The sequence below is a fragment of the Paenarthrobacter sp. PAE-2 genome, assembly GCF_026013155.1.
Classification (GTDB): domain Bacteria; phylum Actinomycetota; class Actinomycetes; order Actinomycetales; family Micrococcaceae; genus Arthrobacter; species Arthrobacter ureafaciens.
Genome location: NZ_JAPDNV010000029.1, coordinates 34,843 through 47,772, shown reverse-complemented (window position 1 = coordinate 47,772; position 12,930 = coordinate 34,843). Strand labels below are relative to the sequence as shown.

Annotated in this window: 10 protein-coding genes, 1 pseudogene and 1 riboswitch; of the genes and pseudogenes, 7 read left to right on the top strand and 4 right to left on the bottom strand. The window is 62.2% G+C overall.

Features of this window, described 5'->3' with window-relative positions; all coding sequences use genetic code 11:
- Both OCL88_RS15940 and OCL88_RS15935 read right to left on the bottom strand, forming a co-directional pair.
- A partial coding sequence (locus OCL88_RS15940; RefSeq protein ID WP_264963131.1) for a hypothetical protein occupies positions 1 to 277 on the bottom strand: 277 nt, incomplete at its 3' end.
- A 149-nt stretch (positions 278 to 426) separates the two neighbouring features.
- A riboswitch (glycine riboswitch) is annotated at positions 427 to 526 on the bottom strand.
- 87 nt (positions 527 to 613) lie between these two features.
- Positions 614 to 2,107: a PucR family transcriptional regulator gene (locus OCL88_RS15935; RefSeq protein WP_264963130.1), complete on the bottom strand. Its 1,494-nt coding sequence runs from the start codon at positions 2,105 to 2,107 to the stop codon at positions 614 to 616.
- Positions 2,108 to 2,284: 177 nt separating this feature from the next.
- On the opposite strand from OCL88_RS15935, the gene speB reads away from it, so the two are divergent.
- The 7 genes and pseudogenes from speB to OCL88_RS15900 all read left to right on the top strand — a co-directional run.
- A complete protein-coding gene (gene speB, locus OCL88_RS15930) occupies positions 2,285 to 3,283 on the top strand; it encodes an agmatinase (protein WP_264963129.1) in 999 nt (332 codons plus the stop codon).
- Positions 3,280 to 4,719 (top strand): purine-cytosine permease family protein, encoded by a 1,440-nt coding sequence (locus OCL88_RS15925; protein WP_264963128.1) that lies wholly within the window; start codon positions 3,280 to 3,282, stop codon positions 4,717 to 4,719. Before speB ends, OCL88_RS15925 begins: the two co-directional genes overlap by 4 nt.
- A 12-nt stretch (positions 4,720 to 4,731) precedes the next feature.
- On the top strand, positions 4,732 to 6,240 hold the full coding sequence (locus tag OCL88_RS15920) for an aldehyde dehydrogenase family protein (RefSeq protein ID WP_264963127.1): 1,509 nt from the start codon (positions 4,732 to 4,734) through the stop codon (positions 6,238 to 6,240).
- Positions 6,241 to 6,272: 32 nt separating this feature from the next.
- Positions 6,273 to 7,556, top strand: coding sequence for a D-arabinono-1,4-lactone oxidase (locus OCL88_RS15915; protein WP_264963126.1), 1,284 nt, complete (start codon positions 6,273 to 6,275; stop codon positions 7,554 to 7,556).
- A gap of 242 nt (positions 7,557 to 7,798) precedes the next feature.
- Positions 7,799 to 10,378: an AMP-binding protein gene (locus OCL88_RS15910; protein WP_264963125.1), complete on the top strand. Its 2,580-nt coding sequence runs from the start codon at positions 7,799 to 7,801 to the stop codon at positions 10,376 to 10,378.
- A 76-nt stretch (positions 10,379 to 10,454) separates the two neighbouring features.
- The gene (gene mscL, locus OCL88_RS15905; protein ID WP_264963124.1) at positions 10,455 to 10,913 is read left to right on the top strand and encodes a large conductance mechanosensitive channel protein MscL; all 459 of its coding nucleotides are present in this window, start codon (positions 10,455 to 10,457) and stop codon (positions 10,911 to 10,913) included.
- Between the two features lie 68 nt (positions 10,914 to 10,981).
- Positions 10,982 to 11,698, top strand: a pseudogene (locus OCL88_RS15900) (hypothetical protein); the annotation flags it as partial.
- Here the strand turns inward: OCL88_RS15900 and OCL88_RS15895 are convergent.
- The gene (locus OCL88_RS15895; protein WP_264963123.1) at positions 11,646 to 12,290 is read right to left on the bottom strand and encodes a PIN domain-containing protein; all 645 of its coding nucleotides are present in this window, start codon (positions 12,288 to 12,290) and stop codon (positions 11,646 to 11,648) included. The pseudogene OCL88_RS15900 and the gene OCL88_RS15895 overlap by 53 nt on opposite strands.
- A gap of 37 nt (positions 12,291 to 12,327) precedes the next feature.
- Positions 12,328 to 12,786 carry a helix-turn-helix domain-containing protein gene (locus OCL88_RS15890; protein ID WP_264963122.1) on the bottom strand — a complete coding sequence of 153 codons (459 nt, stop codon included), beginning with the start codon at positions 12,784 to 12,786 and terminating at the stop codon, positions 12,328 to 12,330.
- Positions 12,787 to 12,930 lie beyond the last annotated feature (144 nt).

Genomic DNA, 12,930 nt, shown 5'->3' with positions numbered 1-12,930 from the left:
GGGGCGTGATGGTGTCGTAGTAGCCCTGGCCGATCATCTGGACGGCAGTCTTGTTTTTGGCCGCGAGCTTGCGGAGTTCGGCCAGGACCTGGGTTTCGCTGAGGGCCTTTTGCAGGGTCAGCGGCGAGGACTGGCGGATGGAATCGGGGACCGCAACGTCAACCAGGCCATCAACGGAGTCGTAGCCGATGGCCTTGAGCATGGTGTCGATATCGGCCTGGCGGCGGGCGCCGATATGCCGGTCCGCGAACGCGGTTGGGGAGGATTGAACAGTCAAGAGGAACTCCAGGATTCAGGCGCCCGCTGAGCGCCGTGGTGAATATGGGTTCCTCCCCGCTCTGTATTGGACCTGAGAGATTCCGTGGACTTGGTTGTCCACTTGCACCGTCGGTGAGCCCGGTTGCCCGGACTGCTTTCCAGAGTTGCCTCGCCGCGGCGGTACATGGGCCTGAGAGATTCCTGGGGAGGATTTGCTCCTACGGCGCCTGACTGGATGTACCCGGCAGGACTCTCCCGCCGCAGATCAAAAGCGTGTGCGCCACCTCGGTGACACGCTTCACACCATAGCGGGTGATCGCGAAGAAAGGCAAGACGCGCAGGTCAGGGCGGCGTACTAGCCTTGCATAGCCTCATGGATCTGCAGAGCCAGCCACAGCTGGGCCAGGGTCGATGTTTCACCCATGTCCAGGCCCGTCAACTCGCCGATTTTGCGGATCCTGTAGATGATGGTCTGCCGGTGCGTAAAGAGCGCGGAGGCAGTCTTTTGCCACGACCTTTGCGAGTCCAAATACGTCTTCAGCGTGACTATCAAATCGCCGTCCATTCGCTGCTCATAGTCGAAGACCGGGCCCAGAAGACGCCGCACCAAGGCAGTACCTTCCTCGTATCCGGTCAGCCCAAGCCAGCTCGGCCCTTCTGCATACCGGGCCAAGCCGAGCCTGTTTGCGTTGGCCGAACCCAGCGCCCACAAAGATTCCTGCAGGGCCTGCTGAAGTCCGGCGACCGAAGCCTGCGAACTCACCCCGATACCCGACTCAGGCCCGGCGCAGTGAACCAGCAATCCGTCCTCCACGTCGGCGGCCAACACCACATGCAGGCGATTGTTTCGACGCAAAGATGCTGCGGGAACTCCGTGCCGCCATAGTTCAACGTGCACGTTCGCCAGCCTGTCGCCGTCGTCCGCGGACAACGAGGCGACCACAAACTCCTGGGGAGGCACCCCAAAAGCCGTCAGACGCCGCTCGATCTCCCCGGTTCCGAGCCGGCCGTCCAGCGCCTGCAGAAGGAATTCACCGGCCAGGCGGTGGCGCCCTTCCAACGAGAGGACGATGCGTGCCAATTGCAGTCCCAGGACGGTTGCGGCATGCAAAAGTACGACGGCGTCAGGGTGCGGTTCGCTGCCGGGCAGCACCACCAGGAGCGCATTCGCGTGCGTGGGAACGTCCATGGTGAGCACATGCCGCCCGCGGATCCGGTGCCACTGAAAGTTCTTCCCTGCCACGGATACTCGCCCCGGGTGCGGTGACCACTCCTCCACAAGGAAGTCCGGCAAGGGCTGGCCCTCTGGATGCCACGGATCCAGGCAGCGCCGATCCACCACGAACAACTCCGAATCCAGTTCCGTAGCGAGCCGCAGAACGAGGCTTTGCCAGTGGTCCTCCGATGCTCCGGCTGTACGAAGCAGATCGTAAACCCGGGCTGTTTGCCTGAGGCGACGGGACTCCTCGAGCAGCGAGGACTCGGCGACAGACCTCGCGATGGCGATAAACGGGAGCGGGTACGGGATGTTGATGAGGGGCAGGGCAAGCCGATCACAGGCCTGCAGGAATTCCGGTTGAAGCTCCGGTGCATGCATCTTTTCGCCGATCGCCAGCGCACTTGCCCCGGAATCAACCAGCGCCTCGGCGAGTGCCACCTGGCCCGGCGCATCCGCGGGGATGGACATCCCGTTGGTCATCATGAGCTCTCCACCGGTGATCCACTCCCACAGCCTGGGCAGGTCCGAGGTGTGCGCCCACGTGATGCGGTTGTCCCGTCCCGTGGCACCTGCCAGAAGGGTGAGTCCGAGTTGCGGCTCGGCCACGAGTTCGGCGACGGTGATGGCCATTATTCGATTCCTTTGGGGCGTGAACGTCGGTCCATTCGAGGTGTTTAGACGTTTGTCTAAACACCTCGACCATTTGTAGTCAATGTACCGCTATCCGCCGTGATCCGCGTCACCAAGAATTGAGTTATGCACTTCCCGCTCAAAGGCGAGCGCCCCAGCAACCCGAAGGATCAAGCCATGACAACGCACCAGCCCATTGGCCCCGTGGACGCTACCAAGGTTCCCCGCTACGCAGGCCTGGGCACCTTCGCCCGGCTCCCCCAAATCGACCGTGTCCCGGACTACGACATCGCCATTGTGGGCGTGCCGTTCGACGGCGGAACTTCCTTCCGGCCCGGCGCACGTTTTGGTCCTGCCGCGGTCCGTGAAGCATCGCGGCTCCTGCGCCCGGGCTACCATCCCGAGCTCGACGTCGAGCCCGTGTACGAAGCCCAGGTTGTGGACGCCGGCGACATCGCCTGCACGCCCTACGACATCACCCGCGCTGTCCGCGAAATCGAAGAACAGGCCCTCCCCCTCATCAGTGAATCGAAGCGGCTCGTGTCCATCGGCGGCGACCACACCATAGCCCTTCCGATGCTGCGGGCCTTGAATAAGGTCCACGGGCCGGTGGCACTGCTGCATTTCGATGCCCACCTGGACACGTGGGACACCTACTTCGACCAGCCCGTCACCCACGGCACCATCTTCCGCAGGGCCTTCGAAGAGGGCCTGCTGGTGGAGGACAAGTCCATGCATGTGGGCATCCGCGGACCGGTGTACGATCGCAACGATTTCATCCGCGATCACGAGTTCGGTTTCCAGATCATCCGTTGCTCCGACCTGGACGTCATCGGAGTTCCGGCCGCGATCTCCCGCGTCAAGGAGCGCCTCGGGGATACCCCCGTGTACGTTTCCATCGACATCGACGTGCTGGATCCGTCTTACGCTCCCGGCACCGGCACCCCTGAGATGGGCGGCCTGCATTCGCGCGAACTCCTGGCCCTGCTGCGGGGACTCGACGGCATCAACATTGTCGGAGCGGACGTGGTGGAGGTCGCTCCGGCGTATGACCATGCGGACATCACCACAGTGGCCGCGGCAACGCTGGTCTTCGACTTGCTGGCTTTGATGGTCAACCGGAGCAAGTCCACGGAACTTCGCGAACTCGAGACGGCTTCACGGAGCGCATCATGAACACCCCGGCACCGGCAGAAGTTCCACGGCTGGAGGACAAGACCATCCAGCCGATCCCGCTGAACGAACGTCATGGCAAAGCCAGGGACCTGTTCACCATCTGGTTCGGCTCCAACATCATGATCATGACCATCGTGACCGGCGGCTTGGCCACAACGGTGTTCGGCCTGAGCTTTGTTCCGGCGGTAGTTGCGATCATCATCGGCAACCTGCTGGGCGGCATCTTCATGGCGCTGCACTCAGCACAGGGACCCCAACTCGGAGTCGCGCAGATGATCCAGACCCGGGGGCAATTCGGGTCGTTTGGTGCCTTGTTGATCGTGGTCATCGTTGTGATCATGTACGTGGGATTCTTCGCGGCCAACCTCGTCTTTGGGGGCGAAGCCATGGCGGCCGTTAGCCCGGGCATCAGCGTCGACGGGGGCATCGTCATCATCGGCGTCGTCAGCGTCATCGCTACGATTTTTGGCTACCGGCTCATTCACGCCTACGCCCGCGTCCTGAGCGTCGCGGCCGGCCTCGCCCTTCTGCTGTCCTTTGGCTGGATTCTGCTGGTCCACGGGCTGCCAAGCAACTTCCTGGAGCAGGGGAACTTCAACTGGGTGGGTTTCATGGGCACTATTTCGGTCTCGGCCCTGTGGCAACTCGCGTACGCCCCGTACGTCTCGGACTACTCCCGCTACATGCCGCAAGGCACAGGATCCGCTCCGGCCTTTTGGGCTTCCTACTCGGGCTGCGTCCTCGGAACCCTCTTCCCCATGATTCTCGGCGCCTTGGTGGGCACACTTGCTGTGACCATGAGTGCCGGCGATGTTGAGATTGTCGGCAGCCTGGGCGCGCTGCTTCAACCGTGGACCTTGATCATCGTGGGAATCTTCTGCCTGGGCGTAGCGGCGTCCAATGCCATGAACCTCTACTGTGGCGTGCTCTGCGCCCTGACCATTTGGCAGACCTTCAAGCCAACATGGCTTCCCCGGGCGAAAACCCGCAGCGTTGCCGCCGTCGTACTCTTTACGCTGGCCGTGCTGATCGCGCTGTTTGCCCGCGACAATTTCATCCTGTTCTACACGAATTTCCTGTCCTTCCTGATGTACGTCCTGGTCCCTTGGACCGCCATCAACCTGGTGGACTATTACCTGCTGCAACACGGCGACTACCGTGTGGAGGATTTCTTCAAGCGCGACGGCGGAGTGTACGGGCGGTTCAATTGGGTCGCCATCGGTTCATACGTAGCAGGTGCCTTGATCCAGGTTCCGTTCTCTGCCACCGCCGTGTACACCGGACCTTTGGCAGCAGCGATGGGCGGCGTGGACATCTCATGGATCGTCGGCCTGGTGGTCGTGGCGCCTCTCTACTACCTCGCGGCCAGGATCTTTCCGAAGAAGACAAAAGCCGCCCCCTTTCCTTCCCCTACAGTCACCGCAGACCTCATCTGAAAGCGAATCATCATGACTACAACCCAGCCCGAAGCATTCACTGTTCACCGCGCCGAGAACAACACCTCCGATGTCTCAGCCATCTTGCCTCCGGCGGGTCACTTCATTGCCGGCACCTTCGTCCCCGGTGCTGCTTCCACAGCCCCGATCGATGTAGTGAATCCCGCCACCGAAGAAGTCATCGCGTCTGTTCACGCCGGTACCGCCGCGGATGTTGACGCTGCGGTCGCGGCCGCCGTCTCGGCGCAGCGGACCTGGGGCAACACCACTCCGAAGGAACGGGCAGATGTCCTGAACCTGATCGCCAACATCATCGAGGCCAACCGGGCAGCGTTCGAGGCCATCGAGTCCGCGAACACCGGCAAACCCGCTGCTGTGGTGGAAGACGACGTCACCAGCACCATAGATACGTTCCGTTTCATGGCCGGGGCGTCCCGAACGCTGACCTCCATGGCAGGCGGCGATTACGCTACAGACCACACCTCGGTGATCCTTCGGGAACCGGTGGGCGTCGTGGGAGTCATCACGCCGTGGAACTACCCGCTTCTCATGGCGGCGTGGAAGATTGCGCCCATCCTCGCAGCAGGCAACAGCCTCGTCCTGAAGCCTTCGGAACAGACGCCGCTCTCCACTTTGAAGCTGGCGGAGGTCTTGGCCGGGCGCATCCCGAACGGCATCCTCAATGTTGTGACAGGCCAAGGCCGCACTGTTGGGCAACGAATCTCCGAGCACCCGGACATCGCTTTGGTGGCCCTCACGGGAAGCGTCGTGAGCGGACAATCCGTGGCAGAGACCGCGGCACGTTCGGTCAAGCGCGTGCACCTTGAACTAGGCGGCAAGGCTCCCGTGGTCGTCTTCCCCGACGCCGATCTCCGGGCCGCTGCTGCCGGGGTTCGGAACGCGGGCTTCTGGAACGCCGGGCAGGACTGTGGTGCGGCCTGCCGCGTGCTGGTGCATGAGTCGGTGGCCGAGGAGTTCACACGAAACCTGGTCAGTGAAGTCAGCACCTTGGTGGTGGGAGCACCCGAGGCGGGTGACGACGTCGAGATTGGACCGATGATCTCCCGCCCGCACTTTGAACGGGTAAAGGCGGCCTTGTCCGAAGCCCGGGCCGCCGGGCTGACCATGGCTGTTGGCGGTTCCGCGCTCGACGGAACGGGTTACTTCATTGAGCCGACCGTCATCACGGATGTTCCCGCAGGTGCAGCCATCGCCACGCACGAGATCTTTGGTCCCGTGGTCACCGTTGAGACCTTCTCTTCCGAGGAAGAGGCAGTCGCCCGGGCCAATGAAAGTCCCTACGGCCTGTCTGCCTCGGTGTGGACGCGCGATTCGAGCCTGTCCCTCCGGATACCCAAGCAACTCGACTTCGGCACTGTATGGGTGAACGCACACCTGGTGTTGGCCTGCGAGGTACCGTGGGGCGGCTTCAAGGGATCCGGCTACGGACGTGACCTTTCGCTCTACGCACTGGATGATTACTCCCGGACCAAGCACGTCATGATCAACCACGGCGCGTGAACAATACACCCCATAAGCAACGGAGCTTAGCTATGACCACAGTGAACCCGGTCGCACCTGCCGCGGCCATCCCCTCGGCACCCTTCCGGACGGAGGTGCCGTGGACCAATTGGGGAGGCAACCAAACTGCTACCCCGGCTTTCACAGTCCAACCACGCAATGAAGAAGAAGCCCTCGACGCCGTACGTTTCGCCATCCGTGAGGGTCTGCCGGTCCGGGCAGTCGGCTCTGGGCACTCGTCCTCGCCTTTGGTCCAAACAGGCGGCGTGTTGATGGACATGTCCCGGCTCTCGGCCATCACGGGCACTGATCAGTCAAGGCGTCGTGCGAGGGCACTGGCCGGGACCACGATCAACGCCTTTGGGGACGCACTCTGGGAGCAGGGACTGGCCCTGAGCAACCAGGGGGACATCGACAAGCAACAGATCGCCGGAGCCTTGGCCACCAGCACCCACGGTTCGGGTAAGGACCTTGGCAGCTTCTCCTCCAAGCTCCGCTGGGTGAAGCTCATCAACGGTTTCGGCGAAATCGTGGAAATCGGCGAGGGCCAACTTCGTGAACTCCGTGCAGCCCAGGTCGCTTTGGGTACGTTGGGGGTGTTCCTGGAAGTCGAACTCGAGGTGGACGACAGTTACTACCTCCAAGAGCAGATCACCTACCCTACGTGGGAAGAGACCGTCTCCACGTGGCAGGACGACATCGATTCGAACCGCCACTATTCGTTCCTCTGGTGCCCCGAAGCCGACTCCTGCGAACTGCTGGACCTGCCCGGCTCCCCGGAACACAACATGGCTAACCGGAGCTACACCAAGCGGTACAACGCTGTTTCCGTGCCGGACGAACCGGCCATTTCGACGCGCGAAGGGGCCAGGCTGGACCGCTCTTACCGGATCTACCCTGGTGGCTTCACCACGCAGTTCCACGAGCTCGAGTACTTTGTCCGGAGCGAAGACGGGCTTGCGGCTACCGAGGCCATCCAAGACCTGATCCGCACCAAGCATCCGGACCAGAAGTACCCTGTGGAAGTCCGCTGGGTGAAGGCCGATGACGCCTACATGTCCCAATTCCAAGGGCGTGACAGCACCGTCATCACACTCACCACCAAGCCAGGAACGGACTACTGGCAGTTCTTCCGGGACGCAGACGCAGTGCTGCAGGAGTTCGAGCCGCGTGCGCATTGGGGAAAGATCCACTTCATGACCCGCAGCCGCCTGGAGCGCCTGTACCCGGAGCTCGACACCTTCCTGCAAATCAGGCGCGAGTTCGACCCCCGCGGTCTCTTCCTCAACGATCACACGAGGGCGCTATTCGGCTAGGCCACAACGGGAAGTGATAGAGCATCCGCGCTGGGGCGGCGGGAAGTGATAGAGCGTCCGTCAGTCCGTTGCTCTATCACTTCCCCTCCCCTTTTCCGGCTTGCTCTATCACTTCCCCTCCCCTTTCCCGGGTTGCTCTATCACTTCCCCTCCCCTTCCCCGGCTTGCTCCAAGGCTTCACATTCCGGAACCGCACGCAAATCCATTTGAGTTAGGTTAGGCATACCTTCTATCTTGCCTTGGTGAGTATTCAGCCGAATTTGGCCGGAGTCTCCTTTGCCGCACACTTGGCATCGTTTGGAGACCGGCCCGCAGTACACCTCGGAACAGACACAGTGAGCTACGCCCAACTGGCCTGCCGAGTCCAGGAGATGGCGGCGTCGTTTGGCACCGCCCGACGCTTGGTCGCCCTCGAAGCCGACAACACACTGTCGTCGTTGACGGTGTACCTGGCAGCCCTCTCGTCAGGTCATCCGTTGCTCATCCTCCCCTCCGGCGGAGGCCCTGCCGTTGAGTCGCTGCTGGCGGCTTACGAGCCGGATCTCATTGCGCGCTCCGTCGACGGCGGGACAATCCTTGAAGAACGCCGCTCCGGCAGCAAGCACGATCTCCATCCCGAACTCGCCCTGCTCTTGAGCACGTCCGGCTCAACCGGATCACCCAAACTGGTCCGCATCTCCGCAGCATCGGTGCAGGCGAATGCGCAGGCCATTGCGCAATACCTGCACCTCCGCCCGGAGGACACGGCGGCCACCACGCTTCCCCTGTCCTACTGCTACGGCATGAGCGTCGTGAACAGCCACCTCCTGGTGGGTGCCTCGATTGCCCTCACGGATCTGTCCGTGGTTGATCCGTGCTTCTGGGAGCTGATGCGGTCGCGGTCTGTCACGTCTTTCGCCGCGGTTCCCTACACCTTCGACCTGCTCGAACGCGTGGGCTTCGAAACCATGGAGCTACCCAGCCTTCGGTACATCACCCAGGCGGGCGGACGCCTGGACCCTGCTCGCGTGCGCCGTTATGCGCAGCTCGGCCAGGAGCGCGGCTGGGACCTCTTTGTGATGTACGGCCAGACTGAAGCGACCGCACGGATGGCGTATCTCCCACCGGATGAGGCCGCAGATAACCCCCACGCCATAGGGGTCCCCATTCCCGGAGGATCCTTCCGGCTGGAGCCCGTGCCCGGCCTGGATGAGAGTGAGCTCGTCTACTCAGGGCCGAACGTGATGCTGGGTTACGCCGAGCAGCCATCGGACCTCGCCCGGGGACGGGACATCACCGAGCTCCGCACGGGCGACCTCGCACGCAGGGGGCCGGGAGGCTTGTACCAGATCGTCGGGCGGCGGAGTCGCTTCGTGAAGATCGTGGGGTTGCGCGTTGACCTGGGACGGGTCGAAAAGATCCTGGCTGATTACGGCGTCACGGCAGCAGTTGCCGGGTCCGACAGTGGCCTCGTGGCCGCGGTCGAAGGTAAGCATGAGCTCTCCATTCTCGCGAAGACCGTGGCACAGGACCTTGGCATACCCCGGGCGGCGTTGACCCTCTGCTCCGTCGACTCGATTCCACGGCTGGTCAACGGAAAGACGGATTACCCTGCCGTCCTCGCCCTTGCATCGCAGGAGCCGCAAAGAAACCCACCCGCAAAAGCCTGCAATGACCCCAAGACCATCTTTGCCGATGTTCTTGAGCGGACCGACGTCAAGGAAACGGACACGTTCGTCTCATTGGGCGGCGATTCGCTCTCCTACGTAGCTGCGTCGGTCCGCCTGGAAAGTGCCTTGGGCTACCTTCCCGACGGGTGGCACCTGATGCCGGTGTGCGAACTGACTCCCAAAGAACCGGAAGCGAAGCCAGCAGGGCCCAACAAGGCGGCACACAACCCACAGCCGGGGACGGCACCGCAGCGTCGCAGGTTGATTGCGCGCATGGAGACCGGGATCGTCCTGCGGGCAGTGGCCATCATCTTCATCGTTTCCACCCATGTGGGCCTCTTCGACTGGGAAGGGACGGCCCACGTCCTGATAGCGGTGGCTGGATACAACTTTGCCCGGTTCCAGCTGTCGGGCCCACGCCGGGCACGGCTCAAGCGGCAACTGAAGGCGGCGGCACGGATCGCCCTGCCGAGCATGGCGGTGATCGGCGTGGCCTTCGCCATCACGGACGACTACGGTTGGCACAACATTTTCCTGCTCAACACGCTGGTGGGTCCCCAAGGCTGGACCGACATGTCGCGCTTCTGGTTCATTGAGATCCTGGTGCATATCCTGGTGGGCCTGGCGGCTCTGCTGGCCATCCCCGCCCTGGACAGGGCACAGCGCAGGTGGCCGTGGCTGCTTCCGCTCAGCCTCGCAGCGATTGACCTGCTACAACGCTTCGACGTGATCGAACTCCCCTACCCCGGGCAGGGGCCCGTACTGTGGCTCTTCGCCTTCGGCTGGGCCGCCGCTTTGTCCAAGACGTGGTGGCAACGCTCGGCCATGACCCTCGTGGCACTGCTGACCATTCCCGGATCGTTCTCCAGCGAACCCCGCAGCGCCACGGTCCTGGTGGGGTTCCTCATCCTGCTCTGGATAACTACCCTGCCCGTGCCTCGCGGCCTTCACCGGATCACTGCGCTGCTGGCCACGTCTTCCATGTACATCTACGTGACGCATTGGCTTGTTTATCCACTGTTCGCCGAGGCCAGCCTCGGCCTGGCAGTTGCGGCATCGCTAGCAGGTGGCATCGCCTACTGGGCGTTTGCCACGAGGGCCATGGGTGCCGCCGAAAGGTGGCTTGGCCGCCGTCGACCTTCACGTGCCTCCACCGCGGAGGCCGTCGCGTGACATCGCCCTGATACTTGCGGGTGGTAGTTTGTTCTCTGCTTTGAGCGATGAGCACCGACTGATCAGAGGACATGACATGTTTAAGGGTTTCAAGGACTTCATTCTCCGCGGCAACGTGATCGAGCTGGCGATCGCCGTCGTCATTGGCAGCGCCTTCACCGCACTGGTGGGCGCGTTCACCAACAACATCATCAACCCGGTGATCGCAGCGGCCGGCGGCGTCAATGCCGATGGCCTGGGCTTCCGGATCTGGCCTGACAACGAGGCCACCTTCGTGAACCTGGGGGCGGTCCTGACCGCTCTGGTGACGTTCCTGATCACCGCTGCCGTGGTCTATTTCATCTTTGTGGCGCCCATGAACAAGATCAACTCCATGGTCAAGGACCGCCTGTCCACCGAGGAGCCCGAGGAAGAGCCGTTGCCTGCCGACACTGCCCTGCTGGCCGAGATCCGCGACCTCCTCAAGGACGCCGCCGCCGTCCGCAACACCAACCCCGACCTGGACGACGATTTCGACACGGACCGCATCCGCTAGGACCGCCCGCGAAAGCTGCCGCCAGACCGTGACGCGGCAGCAACGCCTACGAACTACCCGGACGGCAGTCGGCCGCAAAGGTCTTGCGGCGGTGGTTGCACGCCCCGGCACTCAAGCATCGGCGCCGCTTGAACTCTACCCCGTCACTGTGGCGTGCCCGTACCCTGCTCCTTGACCAGCCCGGATCCCTGCAAAAGATCACGCAGCCCCTAGCGAAGCTGGAGACCAACATCCTTAGCATCCACGACCACCTCATGGATGGCTCGGGCCTGCAAGACACAGTGATGGACGAGTTTGTACTGTCCGCACCGGGGAACCGCGCCGAGCAAGAGCTGCTTCAGGCAATGCCCGACGGCGGCGGGCATGAGTCCCACGTTTGGCCCACCACCGCGCTGGCCATGGCAGACGGCCAAACCGATGCACTGAGCCTTGCGGCCCGGATTGCAGGGAACCCCACTAAACTTCCCTTGGCCGTTGCCGAACTGTTGTCCGCCAAAGTGGTACCGGCGGATCCGGAACGTCCGGCACCCGAGGCGGGTACCGCTGTCGCACCTTCCGCTGACGTTCTCAAGATCCCCACCGCGTGGCACGGGCCCTTGGTGTTTATCCGACCGAGTGAGCCTTTTACGCCGGAGACCGACGGACCTTTCTGCTGCGCCTGGATCCCGCATCAGAGGAGTGGCTGCTGGAATCCATCAGCTAGTGACGGACCTGAATCGCTCCCGGGCCTAGCTAGGTTGAAACCTGGACCTCATCTTCCTGAGACTCGACCGGTTTTTGTGTAGTCAGGATTTTCATATCCACGTGCTGCAAGTGACCCCGGACTCTGGCAGCAAACTGTGGAGCTCCGCCCTTCTTGAGCCGAAGCGGAAGGTCGACCCCCTCATCAGAGGAGCACTTCTGGTGAAAATAGCACAGCTGTGATTCAGTCACAGCCTGAACTGCCTGCGGAGCCGCGTCATCGACGAGGAGCAGGAAGTCGTCAGGCTCATATATCTCGTACGTAAGATCGTCGCTGTACGGAAAGTCTTTGCCGTTCTTCGTGACAATTATGTCCACGGCGCCATGGACGGCTGCGGCATGGATATGGGCGTCCCCAATGTCGGGATACTGCCTGGTCTCATCGATTTGGTAGCCAGTGATCTGCCCTCCAGTGAACGCCTTCTCGAATCGCCGGCGAAGACCGCCGATCTGTTCTTCAGACCAGAGCGGGTGTTTCTTACGGAGGTGATACAGGGTTTCCACCATGATGTCTTCTGTCCACACCACGGTGAACAGATCTGGTGCCTCGCACTGCAAAAGGCCAATCCAATCTCGAAGCGTTCGCGAGTAGAGGATGTTGGCGTCCACTAGGACAACGGTGACCGCCGAGCTCATAGACTGCACTTTACAGCTTCGGCGGTCACCACTCGTGTTAGTCCTCGGCTCCCAATTCGTCCTCGAACGCGCGGAGTTCATCCAGGCCCTGACGCCGCATTACTGCCCTGGCGTCCCTGTAGTTGTGGACGTCCTGGGTGAAGACGCGAGTATGCGATCCAACCTTGTGCGCGGGTAACTCATTTTTGGCGATCAGCTGCATCAGGGTCGGGCGGGAAATTCCAAGCATCTTTGCGGCCGTCGTTGTGGTCAGCTCTTTAGGAAGGGTCCCGATCGTTATAGTCGCGCCCCGGCCCATCGCCTCCACAACCTTGCCAAGGAGGGCGGTCAGCTCCGCCGGCACTTCCACAGTTTCTCCCGAGCCGTTCTTTAGTGCCAGGGATAGAGAGTCGTTGGTCTTTTCACGCAGCCGTGCAACCAGCGCTCGAGCTTGAGCATTCTCCTGATCGGTTGTGGCGACTACTGTCTTTTCAGTTCTGTCCAATAGCGCGGACATGGTTCGCCTCCCTCGGCGTACTTTCCTTAACGTTCCATCACACTATGGCACTTGCACTTATAAGTGCAAGTGGATGTGAGTAACAGAACAACGGCAGTCCACGCGACTGTCGCCTGGCGAGCACCCGGCCGGCTTCGACGAGCT